At 54.0% G+C, this 18,498-nt stretch carries 17 protein-coding genes and 1 tRNA gene; 8 read left to right on the top strand and 10 right to left on the bottom strand.

Translation table 11 applies throughout. From position 1 onward, the window contains the following. Nucleotides 1-505 precede the first annotated feature (505 nt). The 3 genes from E8D52_10945 to E8D52_10935 all read right to left on the bottom strand — a co-directional run bounded on the left by E8D52_10945 (nucleotide 506) and on the right by E8D52_10935 (nucleotide 2,048). Nucleotides 506-582: transfer RNA gene (locus tag E8D52_10945), tRNA-Pro, on the bottom strand. Nucleotides 583-709: 127 nt separating this feature from the next. Then, on the bottom strand, nucleotides 710-1,315 hold the full coding sequence (locus E8D52_10940) for an XTP/dITP diphosphatase (protein ID TKB67963.1): 606 nt from the start codon (nucleotides 1,313-1,315) through the stop codon (nucleotides 710-712). Nucleotides 1,316-1,322: 7 nt separating this feature from the next. Further along, nucleotides 1,323-2,048, bottom strand: a complete 726-nt coding sequence (locus E8D52_10935) for a ribonuclease PH (protein ID TKB67962.1) — start codon at nucleotides 2,046-2,048, stop codon at nucleotides 1,323-1,325. A gap of 464 nt (nucleotides 2,049-2,512) precedes the next feature. Between E8D52_10935 and E8D52_10930 the strand changes: the two genes are divergently transcribed. The 3 genes from E8D52_10930 (at nucleotide 2,513) to E8D52_10920 (ending at nucleotide 4,577) form a co-directional block, all read left to right on the top strand. Further along, nucleotides 2,513-3,655, top strand: a complete 1,143-nt coding sequence (locus E8D52_10930) for a response regulator (GenBank protein ID TKB67787.1) — start codon at nucleotides 2,513-2,515, stop codon at nucleotides 3,653-3,655. Nucleotides 3,656-3,811: 156 nt separating this feature from the next. Further along, the gene (locus E8D52_10925; GenBank protein ID TKB67786.1) at nucleotides 3,812-4,318 is read left to right on the top strand and encodes a hypothetical protein; all 507 of its coding nucleotides are present in this window, start codon (nucleotides 3,812-3,814) and stop codon (nucleotides 4,316-4,318) included. A gap of 79 nt (nucleotides 4,319-4,397) precedes the next feature. Beyond that, nucleotides 4,398-4,577 (top strand): hypothetical protein, encoded by a 180-nt coding sequence (locus E8D52_10920; GenBank protein ID TKB67785.1) that lies wholly within the window; start codon nucleotides 4,398-4,400, stop codon nucleotides 4,575-4,577. A gap of 149 nt (nucleotides 4,578-4,726) precedes the next feature. Here the strand turns inward: E8D52_10920 and metH are convergent, their stop codons facing one another. After that, nucleotides 4,727-8,425, bottom strand: a complete 3,699-nt coding sequence (metH, locus tag E8D52_10915) for a methionine synthase (GenBank protein TKB67961.1) — start codon at nucleotides 8,423-8,425, stop codon at nucleotides 4,727-4,729. Nucleotides 8,426-8,645: 220 nt separating this feature from the next. Here metH and E8D52_10910 point away from each other — a divergent pair, with 220 nt between their 5' ends. Then, complete coding sequence (locus E8D52_10910) at nucleotides 8,646-9,449, top strand: porin family protein (GenBank protein TKB67784.1); 804 nt, start codon at nucleotides 8,646-8,648, stop codon at nucleotides 9,447-9,449. A gap of 331 nt (nucleotides 9,450-9,780) precedes the next feature. After that, entirely contained in the window at nucleotides 9,781-10,563 is a 783-nt protein-coding gene (locus E8D52_10905) for a hypothetical protein (protein ID TKB67783.1), read from the top strand. Nucleotides 10,564-10,593: 30 nt separating this feature from the next. Here E8D52_10905 and E8D52_10900 read toward each other — a convergent pair whose 3' ends face one another. Then, the gene (locus E8D52_10900) at nucleotides 10,594-10,914 is read right to left on the bottom strand and encodes a hypothetical protein (GenBank protein TKB67782.1); all 321 of its coding nucleotides are present in this window, start codon (nucleotides 10,912-10,914) and stop codon (nucleotides 10,594-10,596) included. A 382-nt stretch (nucleotides 10,915-11,296) separates the two neighbouring features. On the opposite strand from E8D52_10900, the gene E8D52_10895 reads away from it, so the two are divergent. Beyond that, nucleotides 11,297-11,737: a hypothetical protein gene (locus tag E8D52_10895; GenBank protein TKB67781.1), complete on the top strand. Its 441-nt coding sequence runs from the start codon at nucleotides 11,297-11,299 to the stop codon at nucleotides 11,735-11,737. 140 nt (nucleotides 11,738-11,877) lie between these two features. On the opposite strand, the gene E8D52_10890 is transcribed toward E8D52_10895, so the two are convergent. Both E8D52_10890 and E8D52_10885 read right to left on the bottom strand, forming a co-directional pair. After that, entirely contained in the window at nucleotides 11,878-12,102 is a 225-nt protein-coding gene (locus tag E8D52_10890) for a DUF2007 domain-containing protein (protein ID TKB67780.1), read from the bottom strand. Between the two features lie 91 nt (nucleotides 12,103-12,193). Then, complete coding sequence (locus E8D52_10885) at nucleotides 12,194-12,478, bottom strand: hypothetical protein (protein ID TKB67779.1); 285 nt, start codon at nucleotides 12,476-12,478, stop codon at nucleotides 12,194-12,196. A 70-nt stretch (nucleotides 12,479-12,548) separates the two neighbouring features. Between E8D52_10885 and E8D52_10880 the strand changes: the two genes are divergently transcribed. Then, nucleotides 12,549-13,286 (top strand): iron-containing redox enzyme family protein, encoded by a 738-nt coding sequence (locus E8D52_10880; GenBank protein ID TKB67778.1) that lies wholly within the window; start codon nucleotides 12,549-12,551, stop codon nucleotides 13,284-13,286. Then, nucleotides 13,283-13,789, top strand: coding sequence for a formylglycine-generating enzyme family protein (locus tag E8D52_10875; GenBank protein ID TKB67777.1), 507 nt, complete (start codon nucleotides 13,283-13,285; stop codon nucleotides 13,787-13,789). The genes E8D52_10880 and E8D52_10875 overlap by 4 nt, the downstream gene beginning before the upstream one ends. Before the next feature lie 941 nt (nucleotides 13,790-14,730). On the opposite strand, the gene E8D52_10870 is transcribed toward E8D52_10875, so the two are convergent. The 3 genes from E8D52_10870 to E8D52_10860 all read right to left on the bottom strand — a co-directional run bounded on the left by E8D52_10870 (nucleotide 14,731) and on the right by E8D52_10860 (nucleotide 18,428). Continuing rightward, nucleotides 14,731-16,149: a sigma-54-dependent Fis family transcriptional regulator gene (locus E8D52_10870; protein ID TKB67776.1), complete on the bottom strand. Its 1,419-nt coding sequence runs from the start codon at nucleotides 16,147-16,149 to the stop codon at nucleotides 14,731-14,733. A 27-nt stretch (nucleotides 16,150-16,176) separates the two neighbouring features. Further along, nucleotides 16,177-16,788 carry a hypothetical protein gene (locus E8D52_10865; protein ID TKB67775.1) on the bottom strand — a complete coding sequence of 204 codons (612 nt, stop codon included), beginning with the start codon at nucleotides 16,786-16,788 and terminating at the stop codon, nucleotides 16,177-16,179. A gap of 164 nt (nucleotides 16,789-16,952) precedes the next feature. Beyond that, nucleotides 16,953-18,428, bottom strand: a complete 1,476-nt coding sequence (locus tag E8D52_10860; GenBank protein TKB67774.1) for a HAMP domain-containing histidine kinase — start codon at nucleotides 18,426-18,428, stop codon at nucleotides 16,953-16,955. Nucleotides 18,429-18,498 lie beyond the last annotated feature (70 nt).

Below are 18,498 nucleotides of genomic sequence, written 5' to 3'. Positions count from 1 at the left end.
TGTTGGCGATGCTCATGCGAAAGACATGACTCAATCTTGCACGGCGCAGCTTACGACGAAAGGAGGTGAAAGGTGATGATGATGTTGATGCTATTGAATATTGGAGTGCTGGTGATCGGTGCGGTGTTCCTCATGTATGGCGCGCTTGGCCCTGACCGCAAGTAATCAATGGTGAAGCGACTGGTTTTGATCACGCACCAAAGAAGTTTTCATCGTGAGGAATGGGTCTGGATGCGAGCCGGGATGAGGGTGTCACCCCTCCGGCTCGTATCGAACAGGTCAAACACTGTCACGAATCCGTTCAATTTCGCTGGGGAGTCCTGCTTCGCAATCTGCGGGATCGATTCTCAATGCGTCAAGATCGGTCTTACCTATCAGCCACATTCGTTTTCCATTCGAGCAAGCCTGGTTTGGAAAGAGAAGAGTAGGACTAGCTGAATGGTATTATCCGCGCATCAATCACGATGACGAGATGGTTGGCACGCAAACCACACGACGTGTGGTTTGGTCGGGGCGAGAGGATTTGAACCTCCGACATCCTGCTCCCAAAGCAGGCGCGCTACCGGGCTGCGCTACGCCCCGACAAGCTCTTCACTTTCACAACTCTTAGAGCAACGGCACCACGAGCTGCAGGTCCTTATATACAGGAATGTTCCGATTGGTGTCCAGGCAACACCTACAATTGGACCATGTGCCAGCACCACGCGGCTCAGAGCCTTTCAGCGGCTAACGGTCGAAGCATGTCGGCCATGGCTCGAAATGCCTTAGCCCGATGGCTGATACGGTTCTTTTCTTCAGCCGTCAATTCAGCCAACGTACGACCGAGCTCCGGAACGAAGAATACAGGGTCGTACCCAAACCCTTGCACACCAACCGACGCTTCAGCGATGACACCAACAAGCGTGCCAGTAGCTACTCGAGTCTCTCCTCCCGGCATCGCCAAGGCAGCGACTGTTACAAACCGGGCAGTCCGCCTGGCCTGCGGCACGCCATCCAATTCCTTGATCAGCTTCCTACAGTTGTCTTCGTAGGTGGCGCCTTCTCCCGCATATCGGGCCGCAAAGACACCTGGCCTTCCACCCAACGCATCAACTTCGAGTCCTGTATCATCCGCAACCGACAGGAGGCCTGTCACAGCAGCGATCTCTCTTGCCTTTTTTCGTGCGTTCGCTTCACAGGTTTCACCGTCTTCGTCGACTTCCGGTGCGGTCGGGAAATCGGCCAGGGTACGGATGCGAATGCCAAGATCTCCAAGAAGAGCCGCGAGCTCCCTGACTTTGTCAGAATTTCTGGTCGCGAGGAGGATCTCTTTGATCGGGCTCTCAGTCGAGTGCACCGATCAGCTCTTTCTGAATGGCGGTTAATCGTTGGATGGCCTGCCAGCCGAAATTCAGAAACTCATCCATATCTTGCTTTGCGAATGGCGTACGTTCCGCCGTACCCTGTACCTCGACATACCGGCCACGACCAGTCATCACGAGGTTCATATCCACTTCCGCCATAGAATCTTCGGTATAGGCCAGATCCACCATCACTTCTCCGCCAACTTTTCCGACGCTGATGGCCGCCAAGTAATCGGTCAGGGGAATCTTCTTCAGGAGATCCCTTTTTTTTAGCATGGCGCAGGCATCCGCCAAAGCGATAAAGGCGCCGGTGATGGACGCAGTTCTGGTCCCCCCATCTGCTTGGATCACATCGCAGTCGATCCAAATGGACCGCTCACCCAGTTGCGACATATCCGTTACCGACCGCAGCGCACGTCCGACGAGGCGTTGAATCTCCAGAGTCCGGCCGCCTTGCTTTCCCTTGACCGCCTCTCGTGGCGATCGCTCATGAGTGGCACGCGGCAACATGGCATATTCGGCTGTCACCCATCCAGTCCCCTTGCCTTTGAGAAAAGGTGGCACCTTTTCTTCAACAGACGCCGTGCAAATAACCTTCGTATCTCCCATTTCGATCAGAACCGCACCTTCGGCATGTTTGGTAAAGTTGCGGGTCACTTTCACCGGGCGAACCTGATCTCGGCGACGCCCATCGAAACGGACCAACCCTGAAATTGCGCTCATTCGTAGGCCCCTTCCTCAAGAGTAAGGTTGGAATTATAGTGAAGGCCCTAAGAAATCGCAAACCGATCGGCCGGCCAAGCATCGCCAGCGGTAGTAAGAGGTCAGATTCTCCCAACGTCTTCTAGTTTGTACAAATCCCACCCCCCGCGTTTGGCGAATTCCGTACATCCCACGGGCATATAGCCCACCAACTCTAGCACTGATATCTGATCCTGATCGCAGTAGCTAACGCTGAAGACCGCTCCAGGTAAGAGGATTCCAACTTTCGCTCCCGCGAAACCACGATGTAAAGACAAGCTGATAGTTCAAGACACGGGGGGAATTCCATGGCACACAAAGTGCAGAACACTGTGAGATTCCTGCATCACTCAGGTTATACTCCAATGAGCCGATAAAGAAGAAACGACACAGTCCTCGACCCAGACGACCCGAAGAATACCCGACTCATGGCAACCCTCCTAGACCAGACCACTCATCAAGCCCTGCTCGATAATCGTAACATTCTGGTGGTTGACGATGAAGAGTCGATTAGGCGCCTCCTCGCCTATTTGCTCCAATCCCATGGGTATACGGTCGACTGCGCCGCTGATGCCCGAGAGGCCCGGCAAAAGCTGAGCGATCAGCCTTTCGCCTTGATGCTGTGCGATGTCAATATGCCGGGAGAATCGGGCATGGACCTGGTGCGCAACCTTCTCTCAGACCAGAACCATACAGCAGCCATCATGGTCACAGGCCTCGACAGCTCCGTCCTGGCCAACGCCGCACTCGACGGCGGCGCGTTCGGCTATATCGTCAAGCCGTTCGAATCCAATGAAGTGCTCATCGACGTCGCCAATGCCCTCCGCCGCCGCCGGCTTGAGATGGAAAACCGCCTCCATCGTGAGAATCTTGAGGATGTTGTCCGAACAAGAACACTCGCGTTACAGCAAGCGTTGGACTGGCTCGAACGTAGCGAAAAAGAGCTCCGACTGTCTCGCGAGGAAACCATTCAGCGGCTCGCCATTGCCGCGGAGTTCCGGGACCATGCCACCGCTCAACATATTCAACGTATGAGCCATTATTGTGAGATGCTCGCACGCAAAGCCGGTCTGTCGCCTGAACGATGCGACTTAATTCGGACAGCGAGCCCCATGCACGACATCGGAAAAATCGGCACCCCGGATCATGTGTTGCTGAAACCCGGGAAGTTCACACCAGAGGAATTCGGGGTGATCGCGCAGCACGCCGAGATTGGGTATAAAATCCTCAGCGGGTCGGAGGCAGAGCTGCTAAAAGTCGCGGCCGTCATCGCCTACACCCACCATGAGCGCTTCGACGGCACAGGATATCCTCGCAAGTTACAAGGCGAGGCCATTCCCATCGAAGGCCGCATTGCCGCGATTGCTGACGCGTTTGATGCCCTGACCACGCAGCGGGTCTACAAGCCGGCCTTTGAAGTCAGCCATGCGATTGAGCTCATGCTCAAGCACCGAAGTGAACATTTCGACCCAGAGCTGCTCGATGTCTTTGTCGCATCTACGGAGGAACTAGTGCGCATCCACGATCAATACGCAGACCGAGTACACTCCAATACGTTCCGCCAACCATAACGCCTCTCCGCAGCTGCCCCGACACATTGCTCGATTGTCAGCAATTCGTTGACCGACTGTGGCGCCACCGCTATACTTTTTAAACCTAATTAAACCTACCGAATAACCTAGTAAGCTCCCAACCAGAGAGACCAGAGGCAGAAGGGATTGCCGAGTATGGCGAAAAAGTTGACGGCCATTCGTAAACGTCCCCGGAACCGAAACTGGATCGCCTACCTCTGTGAATCCCTTGTGGCTTCAGGCACCATGCCGACCTGGGAAGCAGCCACCTATCTCACAGAGAACTTGTTCGGAGAAAAGCCAAACCCTCGCCTCTTGACTCCCACCAATCCACACGAGGTCACCGCGCAATTACTGCATCGCCTCTATCAACCGCTCGTCGAGGCCGCCTCTCGGGAAATCGTGCTCCCCTCCGCCTCCCTGCTGCATATCTTCACCGACATCAGCCTCACCGGGAACTCCGCCGTACTCATCGTCTTGTTCCCCGAACACAACAAGCCGCAGCAGCTCTTGATGCTGGAAGCAGCAAAGGCCTGGGACCTCGTCTTCCCAGACGCTGAGTCATTCAATGCTTGGGCTGAAGAGCGATATCTGCAGCTTGTGCATGCGCTGCACAGCAAGATGACAGAATTCGAGGACGATTTACTGAAATCAGCCATGTAGGCTATACAGTTGTCGTGCGAGTGAGATGTTGATGTAGCCCTCTCCACCGTTGAATCCTGTACGCCCAATCAATGGCCGTGTGGCAGATGTATTTGGAGGAGAAGCGGGTGTAGAAGTCTTCTTAACCCCCTGGTTTCCTGGATTTGCCAAGTATGCGTATCAGGAAGTTGGTCAATTTTTCACTGGATTCAGTCGTCGAGGTTTCCCGTACCATAAGATCAATGCCGGTCTCAGTACGACATGGCATCCATTCAAATGATACCCACCGCGAACACCCGCTCGGGGATTTGCTCGGCACACGTGTGATGGGATGGTTGACGGTGAAACTCTAATGAAGAATCGTCCTACCAGTTACGCCTGGTATCTGTCCGACTGAACAATCTACGTAGATCCAGAATTTCCCACTCTTCATTCAGGCTCGTAATTCAGATTCGGCGAGAGCCAGCGTTCGACGGTGCACAGATCCATTTCCTTACGACGGGCATAGTCTTCGACCTGATCTTTCCCGATCTTCCCCACTGCGAAATATTTCGCCTCCGGATGGGCGAAATAGAACCCGCTCACTGACGCGGTTGGCAACATGGCATAGCTTTCGGTCAGAGTGATGCCGCTGTTCTGTTCTGCCGATAAGAGGTCAAACAGCAACCCCTTTTCCGTATGGTCCGGACAAGCCGGATATCCAGGTGCTGGCCGGATGCCGCGGTATTTCTCACGGATCAGATCGTCACTCGTCAGCTGTTCATGCTTCCCGTATCCCCACTCTTCTCTAACTCGCTTGTGGAGACATTCCGCAAAGGCTTCTGCCAGTCGATCCGCAAGAGCCTTTACCATGATCGAATTGTAATCATCATGGTCGTTATCAAACCTCCGACAGAGCTCATCTAGCTCGATGCCGGTTGTTACGGCAAACGCTCCGATGTAATCCTGCCGACCGCATTCCTTCGGTGCAACATAATCAGCCAGTGCGAGATTGGGCTGTCCGGCAGGCTTCTCCGATTGCTGTCGCAGATGATGGATCGTGGTGAGCACCGTCTTTCGAGACGTATCCTGATAGAGCTCAATATCATCCTCAACACTCGATGCAGGGAAGAACCCATAGACCCCTCTGGCTTTGAGTTGTTTCTTATGAATAATCTCATCCAGGAGGCGTCTCGCATCCTCATACAATTCCTTCGCCCTAGGGCCGACAGTTGGTTCATCAAAGATCGTCGGATACCGACCTCTGAGTTCCCACGTATGGAAGAAGGGCGACCAATCGATGTAGGGAATCAACTCGACCAACGGTTGATCGGCAATCGTCCGGACGCCCAACGCCCTGGGCACGGGAATATCGACATTCGCCCAGTCGGACATGAACCGATTGGCGCGCACCTGGGCGATCGAAAGAAGCGGCTTGGCTCCTCGATCCTGATGCGCTTGTCTCATTCGCGCATAGTCGTCCTGTACTTGTCGAACGAAACCTTCCCTCTTGGTTTGGCTCACCAAACTCCCCACGACACCCACTGCACGAGAGGCATCAAGCACATGGACCACGCCCGGCGCATAGGAGGGAGCAATCTTGACCGCCGTGTGGGCCTTGCTGGTCGTGGCGCCGCCGATTAAGAGAGGCACATCGAACCCCTCGCGCGTCATTTCCTTCGCCACATGGACCATCTCATCGAGTGAGGGCGTAATGAGCCCGCTCAGGCCGATGATGTCGGCTTTGTTCTCACGAGCCGCGGCAAGAATTTTCTCGCAGGATACCATCACACCAAGATCGATAACCTCATAGTTGTTACAGCCAAGGACAACGCCGACAATGTTTTTTCCGATGTCGTGCACATCTCCCTTCACGGTCGCAAGCAAGACCTTCCCCTGCGCCCGAAAATTACCGGACCGCTTCTTCTCTTCTTCCATATACGGCATGAGATAGGCCACGGCCTTCTTCATGACCCGCGCGCTCTTGACGACCTGCGGCAAGAACATCTTGCCTGATCCAAATAGGTCGCCGACGATATTCATCCCGGCCATCAGCGGGCCTTCGATCACTTCCAGAGGCTTTGGGTATTTCTGACGCGCCTCTTCCGTATCCTGATCGATGTAGTCGGTGATGCCCTTGACCAGCGCATGGGAGAGCCGCTCCTCAACCGTCCCCTGACGCCACTCATCGTCCTTAACAGCCGCTTTCCCCTTCGCCTTCACCGTCTCGGCAAAATTCACCAGTCGTTCGGTCGCATCGGGTCGTCGATTAAACAACACGTCCTCGACAAGTTCGAGCAAGTCCTTCGGAATCTCCTCATACACCGCCAGCTGGCCAGCGTTGACGATGCCCATATCCAACCCGGCCTTGATGGCGTGGTATAGGAAGGCGGCGTGCATCGCTTCCCGCACCACATTGTTGCCACGGAAGGAAAAGGAGATGTTGCTGATCCCCCCGCTGACCTTCGCACCCGGCAGATGCTGTTTGATCCAGCGCGTGGCCTCGATGAAATTGATCGCGTAGTTGTTGTGCTCGTCAATCCCCGTTGCGACAGTCAAGATGTTCGGATCGAAGATAATGTCTTGCGGAGGAAAGCCGACTTGCTCCGTGAGGATCTTGTACGAGCGCGCGCAGATCTCCTGCTTCCGCTCCAACGTATCGGCCTGGCCCTTTTCATCGAACGCCATGACGACAACAGCCGCACCATAGCGATGGATGAGGGTCGCCTGGTCGATGAATTTCTGTTCGCCTTCTTTCATGCTGATACTGTTGACGACGGCTTTGCCTTGAATGTTCTTCAAGCCAGTCTCCAGCACCTCCCATTTGGAACTATCCACCATGATAGGCACTTTGCAGATGTCCGGCTCCGACGCGACCAGACGAAGAAACTTCTCCATGGCAGCCTCGGAATCAAGCATGCCTTCGTCCATATTGATGTCAACAATCTGGGCTCCGCCCTCCACTTGCTGACGCGCCACCGACAGCGCTGCCTCATAATCACCGGCCAGAATCAGCTTCGCAAAGGCCGGCGAACCGGTCACATTCGTTCGTTCACCGATATTCACGAAGTTCGAATCGGGCCTGATCGTGACGGCTTCAAGGCCGCTCAATCTTGTGTAGGGATCAACCGTAGAGAGCGCATGCGGCTTCACCCCACGCACGGCTTCGGCAATGCGCTTGATATGAGATGGCGTGGTGCCGCAACAGCCACCGACGATATTCAGCCACCCATTTTCAGCCCACTCGCGCAGTTGCGGCGCTAAGGTCTCTGGCGTTTCGGGAAAGCCTGTCGGCAACAACGGATTCGGCAGACCGGCGTTGGGATGGGCGCTGATATAGATCGGCGCGATCTGTGATAATTCTTCGATCAACGGACGCATCTCTTTTGGGCCGAGTGCACAATTCATCCCGACGCTCAACAATGGCACATGGGAGATCGAATTCCAGAAGGCTTCGACGGTCTGCCCAGTCACTCCACGATTGCTGCCGGCCTGGATGAACGTCACCGATGCCATAATTGGAACCCGGCGCGCGCCGGATGCAAACGCCTGTTGGATCGCAAAAAATGCGGCCTTCGCATTCAGCGTGTCAAAGATCGTCTCCACGAGCAGAAGATCCGCACCGCCGTCGAGCAAGCCCCTAACTTGTTGGCCATAGGCACCCACCAACTCTTCATAGATGGCCCCTCGAGCTGCCGGATTGTTGACATCGGTGGAAATCGAGGAGGTCTTGGTCGTCGGTCCGATGGCTCCAGCGACGAAACACCGCCGTCCAGGTTGCGCTCGCTGCACCGCCTCGACGGCTCGCTTGGCACACTCTGCACCAGCTTTGGACAGTTCATAGCCAAGGGCGTCCATCCCATAATCCGCCAAGGAGATCGTCTGGGAATTAAATGTATTGGTTTCAACAATATCCGCACCAGCTTCTAAGTACTGTCGATGAATCTCTTCGATGATGGTGGGCTGCGTAAGGTTCAACAGATCGTTGTGTCCCTTCAGATCTTTTTTCCAATCCTTGAAGCGCTCGCCACGAAAGGCGGTCTCGTCCAGCTTACGTTGCTGGATCATGGTCCCCATCGCTCCATCGAGGATTAGAATCCGCTCATGAAGAAGCTGCTCAATACTGCTATTCGTGTGGGCAACCGTCATCAACAACAATCCTTTCTTCAGCAATAGGATATCGCCTTCGATCCTAACTGGAGCACGCCTGTTCCCGCAAGAGCGTTCAGACGGCATCCTGGCGCAAGTGTTGCTCATATCTCCTTTTACAATTTCTTTTTGCGACTCCTCTGGCAAACCCATTTTTCGCTTAGTACGATGACGTCATCATGTGATTCTTGCATTGAGTGTACGTACCTTGGAGGTGACTATGGCCTCCCAACGTGCCCGGCAGTCCAGATCAGGCAAATCCACGCTGAAAATTATTGCCGTGTTTCTCAACAGCTCCGACTCGCGTTGGTGGTTCATCCTTTTCAACCTACCAATACTGATTATGTGTCCCATCGCCGAACTCGACGAGGCCGAGGCTGAAGAAGCCGCTGAGCCTCTGCGGAAGGAATGGTATGTAAGCGGATTTCTTTTGCGTAGTTACCCGATCGGCGGCTCACTCAAAGTCGATGGCGACAAGATTCCGGACACCAGCTTTAATAGCGCAACGGGGGGAGGTCTCAAGATAGGCGTCTTCCCCTCATACAAGTCTGTGTTTGGTGCAGAGGTTGAGCTATCTGGTCATGGGGGATCAATCACGGCACCTCAAACGGTAGTAGGCAACACCGTACGCTCCACTCAATTGGATACAACTCAGTTCAACTTCATGGTCAATGCCCTCGCTCGATACCCCGGCGACATCATTCAGCCCTACGCAGGTGTCGGACTAGGATTCTCTATTCTGGGACTGGACGGCTACACACAAAGCTCCGACGGCATTCTCGAACCCGACGGATTTGCGGGGTTTGCCCTGCAAGGAATCATTGGAGTACGGCTGCTTGTCACAAACCATCTCTTCGGGTTCGTGGAATATAAACCTATGCTGTTTACTGGAAAGGAAGGTGACAGGTGTACTATCTGTACCAAGTACAGTTGCCAAAGACGAGCAAACTGTACGACGCCTCCGCTCCATAGCCTTCAATTTCAATCCCATTGCGTGGCAGTCGGAGTCGGCTTTCGGTTCTGATCTCTGAAAGGAAAGGGTCCGGCGCTCAAAGCGGTCACGCCCTGCCAAGGTAGCGCTGTCCCCAGAGTTAATCACAGGACGGTAGAGGAAGGATGAAGTCACGAGCATTATCTGGCAACTGAGGAACTATGCGAAGGGAACTGTCCTAGCCATAAGCCATGCATCGGTCAGGACGGAAGCACTCGTCAATGTGTTCGATCGGGCTCATCAGAGCTGGAAATCATCATGGCCAAGGCTCCTCGGCTGGGTTGCGCCCCCACAGGCAGTTGATCTCTGCCAGGCCAGACTACAAATTGACAGTCTTCAGCCGATCCACATACCATGGACAGCCATGTTGATTCCGCATCTTGTCTCAAGAATTTTGTTGGCACTGTCTATTCTTGGAATCCCTGTTACCCTTCCCGGCCATTCTCATGGAGCGTCCTATTTCGAAGATGGTTTCTTGGGGCTTTCTCAGAAAGAACTGCACGAGAAACTTGGCATACCGCAGGCCGTGCGGGACCGAAAATCTGCCCTGCGCGTTTTTACATATTATCCGATTACCGACTGGTCAACGTACTTCAGCAAACTCGTGTCGCCTGAAAACGGCGAAGATGTGTACACCTTCTCGCGTGAGGGTATCGATATCCGCTATTCCTTCAGCTATGCGGTTGACCCGAACGATCACAGTGAGAACCGACTGCTGACCGTACGGCTAGTAGACATCGAATTTTCCCCGGCCGTGCTGATCAGTCGACTCCCAGGTTTGATTCCGGAGTTTCATCCTTCGACCGATCCGACCAATCCCGCTTTTCGATCCAACATTTGGGTGCTGTTGTTCAAAGGCCCCCCTTCGTCTGATGCCCGTTTTATCGTGAGAGAGCCAGGGAAGGAGCAGCTCGATTGGACGCTTTGCTATCAACTATTCTCGATGCAAGGGCTTCCTGATCGCTTACCAACCGAGGCGTTGATAGACCGTGTGGAGATCAGCACTCAGAGTCTGCAGTTGGTGACCCTCCAACAGCGGCACACCCATGAACGGATTCCGAATCCATACTCCCACCAATTCGACAAGCAAGGTCCTCCCCTCAAGCCATCAGTCACATCAATCCCAGTTCCTAAGTATGCGGAGTAGTATTTGAAAGAGATACCGGAAGAGAGGGGCTTACCGCGAGACTTGTTGAAGTCGATCTTGCTGCACTTGTCCAGACGACACGGCTTTCTTTTTCATGACATCCATAGGACCACTATCACTCACATAGATCAACACCGGGGCTCCAATTCCAATCACCATGAGGAGACACAATCCTAACATCCGCATGAACTGGCTCTTGCTGAGATACATCATCAGTAACAAGACCACCGCAGCGGCGCCGGCATAGGTCACAATCTTGGATTGAGCCGGGGTCAGACCTTCCATCGCGAAGTGAAACGACGGCATGCTCCATCCATAATTCTTGACTTGCTCTCTGACCTTCTGTTGCATCGACTGCATCATGGAAGGAGCCTTTGAAACAGAATCAGACTGCTCATGCGTCTTCACTTTCGCGCGGTACTTTTCAGGAATTGTTTCCGAGGAATCGGTGTAGACAAGATTCCCGCGATCATCAATATAAGAATAAATAGTCGTAGCCCACGCCTCAGCGCAGACTCCCTGTCCGAGCATGATGCACAGACACATCATTAGGATCAGATTTTGAAGCTTTGTGACCATCTGGCTGTTGCGTGTAACCATAAATATTGCAGGAGCGCTCAGAAACCTCTTGATAAGTATAGCGCATCCCATACCACTATGATTTTATTGAATATTATTGGCCGTTCCTTGACTCGCGAGGAACCACGCTGTTAGCATTCAAATTTTTTTCTCCATGACTACTGAATCTCAACCCCTTGCCCTTGATCCCAACACTGAGGAACCGTCGTTCATTCGCCGCCGCCCAGTCCGAGTCATCATCTATGTTGGGCTTGCGCTGTTTGTCCTCATGGTTGTGGTCTGGCCACTGGTCGTTCAACTGAGCGATCCGGACTTTCAGAAGCACATCGAGCAACACCGTGTCCTGGTTGGAATGACCAAAGAACAAGTACTGAAATCCTGGGGCGGACCACAGACCATCAATACGACGTTCACCAAGGATGGAATCCGGCAAGAAGAATGGATTTTTGAAGATTGGGAAAGCTCGGCGATTGTCCGTCACCGCTATCTCTACTTCGAGGAAGGGACTCTGATGGGCGGATGGTACGAAGGTTCGCGCGAACGCCGCTCAGGCGATTTCCCTGCAGAAAAACCGCACCCAAAAATTCAGCCGTAGCCTTCCAACAGGCAAGCGACCTCGTGAATCGGCGTCTCTCGCGCGCCGTTAAGAACGCATCTGCCACAGTTATGCTTCCGCTCGCTGGGCGTGGGCAAAGCGGGCTTCACGAACGACGACTGTGCCTGATTCAGCTGCAGTTAGGCTGACGTCTCCCGGATAGACAGTCGGAGCCGGCTCAGAAGGACTTCGGCACGCGCCTGATCTGATGCGTCGACCATGACACGGCTGACAAAGAACGGCATACCGGGATAGAGGCTACTGACATGTTCCCCGTGGACGACGTAGGCGATGCTGTTGCCGTCGAGCAAGCTCTTGATCATCGCCAGCTCGCCGACGTCTTGGGCATTGGTGAGATGAATCATCCGCACGAGCCGCCCGCCGATCGGCCGTTCATGCGCGAAACGTGCCCATTGGTTGCACTTTGGCCTCTCTCGCTTTACACTCGAACACGAGTTATGGAGTTTCTGTAATTCGCGCGCGCCGTTCCTGCCCAGGACCACCTGAGATAGTCAGCACGCGCTTCCACTCACGGATCTGGTAAATGGCCCAGGCATTCGGTTGGCCCTTGAAGAACGCCGTGGGGTCCACGCCATTGGCATTGAGGAAGATTGGCTCGGTAAATCCCTCTTCTAATACGTAGTCGAGTAGCGATTCGGTCGTAAAGCCCGTCCCACGAAGGGTCACGTCGGCCAACACCGTGAGGATTTCTTCAGGATTCTGAATCGTTATTGGATTCATCGGCTGTTACTCTGTAATCCGAATTGTAACGACGCTCCACCGAAGAAGGCAAGACATCGTGCCCGTCCACATGAAGAAATCTGCGTTTCTCGAATCGCTCCTCCGGGTCATGGACGACAAGCATCACTGGGCCTGGGAGCATTTTTCTTCCGGCCAACTCAGCAAAACCCAGCTCAAAACTCACTTTCAGCATGAGTACGCCGTCTATGTTCGAGACTTTCCCGTCTTCTTATCACGAATCCTTGGAACAAATCCCCCGCTTTCAGTCCGCCATATGTTGGCGGAGAACATCTATGAGGAAGAAACCGGAGGGCTCTCACTGGGACAATCTCATCCTGAGCTTTTCCTGACGATGATGGAAGGATTGGGCTTCCGCCGACGGGATTTTGAACACGCCCGCCTGCTGCCCGCAGCTCGAACCTATCGTACCTGGCTAGAGCACATGTCGAGCCATCGCCAGTGGGTGATTGCCGCTGCGGTCTTGACCATCTTCGTTGAAGGCAGCGTGAAGGATCGCAAGGAGATTCTTGCGCCACCTGAGAGCAAACATCCGGAAGACATCGAATCCATCATCAGCCTTCATCCCTTGGTCCGGTATCATGGAGTTTCGCCAAGCCGAATGGACCTGATCCGAGCCCACCAGATGGTTGAAGCAGGCCATCGGCACGATGCCTACGATATAGTCCTCAATTACACACCGCCTGCGCTTCGGCAATCAGTGCTGACAGGGGTCAAAAAGAGCTTGTCTCTATGGCTGAACTATCGTGATGCGGTCGCTCGGGCCTGTGGCATCAAGCAACTTTCATGACCCGAGCTTTCCTCTCCTGGTGTGTATTCTTCCTTGCCATCAGCCATCATCCATCAGTTACAGGCGCTGAGATTCCCACAGACATGGCCCTGATTCCTCCAGGAGAGTTTACGATGGGAAGCCCCGAGGGAAGCGATGGTTTCCCTGATGAACGTCCGGAACGACGGGTCTTCCTCAGTGGATACTTCCTTGACCGTTTTGAGGTGACAAACCACGCCTATGACACCTTCGTCCAGGCAACAGGGCATCGCTCTCCGGTGAATGCAAGCCAGACCGCAACTCTCTGGAGGAACAATCGCCCCATCCCAGACATCGAACACCATCCTGTCGTGAACGTGAGTTGGGAAGATGCCGCCGCTTATTGCCGCTGGGCCGGGAAGCGCCTCCCCACCGAAGCCGAATGGGAGAAGGCTGCACGAGGGATCGACAGCCGACGCTACCCCTGGGGAAACGACTGGGACTTTTCCAGAGCCAACAGTGCTAGTGTAGTGAATCATAAGTAGCTTGATTTATTATCTGGCGTGAGTATCCTCTGTCACTACCGCCTGGTGGTGCGTCAAAACCGGCTGGCTGTGTTAACCAAGGAGCACACAATGCGTAAACCAATCACCATGGACACCGCACTCGCCCTCATCGGCGAAGTGCGCACCTATAAAATCGGCAACTTCACAATCCGTGTATATCTCAAAGACGTGAAATCAACCTATGGACGCACCCCCTCATTAGCCGATTAATCAGGTGTGCCCATACCTGTGCCCGCCCCTTGCCTATCTCTGCCCATCCCATGCAACGCCATGCAACATTCCCCATCAGCTAGGAAGCAAGCTGATCGCCACTTTCCGCTGATTCTGGTGGCGTTGTATCACTCGGAGAATCTGTATGGGTTGGTCTTTGTAAACCGCAGGTTGGAGGTTCGATTCCTCTCGCCAGCTCCATATCGCACTTCCTCCGTGCTGGCGGCTCTTCATTGCGCGATGGCAATTACGCCGCCAGATGAATATCACTCGTGAACTTCATCCCCACTCCCTATCGCCATCCAGAATCCACAGAACACGTGTTTAGCGCGACATGATGCGCCCCGCCGTAGACCCCATCTTTCGATCTGACAGCCATCCCGCTATGACAGATATTTTCCCGTCCCCCATCCTGGCGTTTTGCTAGGGTGACGGGTACCTCTCGACGAGAATCATCACATGCGCATAGAGAGTTCTCGCCCACACAACCCAGAAACCGCCGTTTTCTTGAGTTCGTGGACACGCTCTTTCACGTGTCCACAGCAGGCACGCGGGAAAGGCACAACGCATCACAGGTAACCACGGTTGTACGAGATACCACGGAACGCAACGTAACGAGCTGAGCGCTGCTTCAAAGACAAAGGCTGCGTCACCTGAGACGCGGCCTTACAGCTCCACAGAGGAATCACCGCAGACCGGAGGAATGAGGTCTATCGCTCCGCCTCGGTCAAACTTGTTTCGGATTCTAGCTCGCCCATTTCGGAATCAGGCTTTCCCTTCGTCGTCGACGGGTGAAGGCCGTATTTTCTCAGCATCTTATAAAAATCGGCTCTGTACCGGCCGGCAAACTGCGCAGCACGAGAGATATTTCCGCTCGTCAATTGGAGGACGGTCTTCAAGTAGGTCCGCTCAAATTCTTCTTTGGCCTCCGTCAGCGGCTTAAGCGGTGACTCGGCCGACACACTGACCGCCGGCAACAAATCTGGCGTGAGCATATCTTGCCGCGACATCACCACGGCCTTCTCGACCACGTTCTCCAACTCGCGCACATTGCCGGGCCAGGGATTGATCATCAATCGATGCAGTGCTGCAGGTGTGAATCCCTTCACCTCCTTATTCGACCGTTTCACACTGAGTTGGAGAAAATGTTGAGCCAGCAGCGGGATATCATCCCGGCGATCCCGCAGCGGTGGGATGGACAGAGGAACCACTGAGATTCGATAGTAGAGATCGTTGCGGAACGTCCCGTTCTTCACCGCCTCACCGAGGTCCTTATTGGTCGCCGCAATGATGCGAACATCCACTTTGACCGAGGTCTCTGCCCCCACCTCTCGAATCTCCCGTTCCTGTACGGCGCGCAATAATTTGACCTGCATGGACAGCGGCATCTCGCCGATCTCGTCGAGAAACAACGTGCCGCCATTGGCCATTTGAAACAATCCGCGCTTCGCACCATGAGCGCTCGTGAACGCGCCCCTCACATGTCCGAACAGCTCGCTCTCAAACAGTGTTTCAGGTATGGCGGCGCAGTTGAGTGCCACGAAGGAACCTTTCCCGCGCCGACTGTTCGTATGGATGACGCGAGCCATCACCTCTTTGCCAGTTCCGGTTTCTCCAAGCAACAAAATGGTCGCATCCGACTCGGCCACCTGTGCAATTTGCTGGAAGAGCCGTTGCATCTCCGGACTCCGCGCCACGACATTTTCGAGTCCGTATAGTTCTTTGACCAGCGACTTGAGCCGCTGAATTTCCCGGCTCATCCGCTGTTGCGCGAGTGCTTTCTCGATCGTGGCTTTCAGCTCCTTATCATCAAATGGCTTCGTCAGATACCCGAACGCCCCCCGCTGCATCGCCTCGACGGCATTGGGAATACTCCCATGGGCCGTCAGGATGATGACCGGAAGCCCCGGGTGACTTCGAAGTAGCTCTTCGGTCACCTCCAGCCCATCCTCGCCGCGAAGGCGCAGATCGGTGATCGCCAAGTTAAACATCGTTTTCTTCGCCTCACCAACAGCATCCTGCCCTGTCGTACAGGGGGTGACGGCAAACCCCATCGCGGACAACCGCATTTTCAATAAATGCAACAACCCCTCATCGTCGTCGACTACGAGAATATTTTCTTGTTCCATAATCATCATCATTCCTTCTGCGGTTCGTTACGGTGTCGTCTCGGGACCTGGCACGGGAACCGTGGTCAATGGTGGACGTATCGGGCGCACCTTTTCCCGCATCTCCTGATCAATTCGCTTCAATGCCTCGAGTTGCGCAGACAGCTCCTCGATCTTTCTGTCCCGCTCAGTAAGCTGTTTTTGCAGAGTTTGAATCGATGCTGGGTCGGCTGACGTCTTGGCCGAATCTTTCTTCGACAAGAGTGCCTCGATCTTATGATCTCGATCCGTCAACTCGCGCTGCAACGCCTCAATGGTCTCGGATTCGCCCTCCTTGGATGCACGACTCTGTTGAATGAGTATCTCCTGATCAAGCAAGTCTCGCACCAGACGATCTGTGGTCACGGCGAATGAGGTGTTGACCTCCGCAAGAACTGGTGCTCTGAAAACGGCTTCCGGCCATGATCTGTTCCCAGGAGTAGGTTGTTGTAACAACGCCAGCCAGGCTTTGCTTGACGCAGCCAGCTGGCTCTTGGGAGCAAGAGCGACGACCTTCCCGAAATATTTCTCCGCAATTTCGCGGCTTTCATACAGGCCAAGCAACCCCCGCGTAAAGTACACGTGATCGCAGGAATTCGATTCACCACATTTTAAGGCCATACTCTCTTGTCTTGTTGAAAATGATTGAAACAACTTAACTTCTCGCGGCTCTGCCGAAAAATATGGACGCGAGCCAGGTACTGGCGTTATCCATGCCGCACACCCGACTAGCAAGAGAGAACTGATGATGAGAGAGCATATTGTCAGAGACACTGCTGTTCTAATCACGCGTGCCCTACCTTTTCCGGTTTTGCCAACCGTAGGATAAACCGTACAGTTACCCCCTTGCCTTTCTCACTTTCGATCCAAATCCTTCCGCCGTGAGCCTCAACGACCCTCTTCACCAATGCCAAGCCCAACCCACTCCCCGCCGTATGCTTCCCTTTCGTGCGACCTTGATAAAACCGTTCAAAAATATGTGGGAGATCTTCTGCAGCGATCCCGGGTCCCGTATCCGAAACAGTCACCTCAAGCACTCCGGCTTGGAGGTCGGGTTTCACCTGCACCTTGACCACACCCCCCTCAGGGCTGAATTTCAAAGCGTTTGATAGCAAGTTGTCGAGCACCTGTTCGAGACGAGAGGCATCCGCCTTGACCCAGGAACGCTCCCCGATATTTTCCAGCACCAGCTGCACATGTTTGGAGTCCGCCAACAGACGAACCTTGTTGATGGAGACTTCCCCGATTCGTTGGAAATCCACCGGGACGATGTGGTATTCCATCATCCCTGCTTCCATTTTTGACAAATCCAGAATCGTGGAGATCAGATGAATCAGCCGCCGGCTGCTGTCGGCCATAATCCGAAGGGTAGTTCGTTGCTCCTGGACGAGTGGACCTGGAATCTCATCAAGCAAGAGATGCGTGCCTTCTTGAATCGAGGCCATGGGGGTACGCAATTCGTGAGACACGTGCGCCAAAAACTCCGTTTTCATATCGTCTATTTCCTGTAACTTTCTACCCATCCAATTGACGCTATCGACTAACTCCCGTAACTCCGCAGGCGCATTGATCTGAAGAGATGCCCCCAAATTGCCTTGCCCAATCTGTTTAATATGCCCTTGCAGCTGTCGCAGTGGACGCAAAATCGTATAGCTGGCGATACCGGCAAGCCCCACCCCGAACACTAACGCCACTAGGACCAGTTGCTCCGTGACAGCCTCTGCTTGGGCCGCGCTGGCTCGAGATTCCGTCACCCCGACACTCACTCGAGCCTCGTGCAGATCGATGTAGCTCTGAATCGAGGCGGACATCCGATCCATGAGGCCATCACGTCGGTGTTCATACTCCGGAGCGGTCTGACGGATCTTCCTCTTTGTGGTCTCGAATTCATCCTGGAAAAGTTTCAGCCGCTCCTGGAGTAATTCATGCGTCTTTTGGAGCAGCGTCAACCCCTGAGAAGAGCTTTCCCGCCCTCGCAGCAGCTGAAGATTGCGCTCAAATTCATCAACCTCTTCTGTCAGATTCGTCAGAAAGGTGCGATCTCTTGTCGCAAGGTATTTCTTTTCACTGTTCAGTTGGGCATAGAGCGACCCCAACAGCCTCTTCGCGGATTCGGCAGCTGGATAATGGTAGGACGCCATCTGCGTGCTCATTGCCGTCAACTGCCGAAGCTGAAAGAGCGCATAAATATTGACTCCTCCCATGACCGTAATAATGATGAGAGACGTTATGACCAACCGCCAAAAGATAGAAAGCTGCATGAGTCCGCACCGTATCCTGGCCACATTATGAAGGGGTAGAACTCAAGTGTATGGTAAACCATACGCTATT

This window comes from Nitrospira sp. (assembly GCA_005116745.1).
Taxonomy (GTDB): domain Bacteria; phylum Nitrospirota; class Nitrospiria; order Nitrospirales; family Nitrospiraceae; genus Nitrospira_D.
This window is presented reverse-complemented; position numbering and strand designations above follow the sequence as displayed.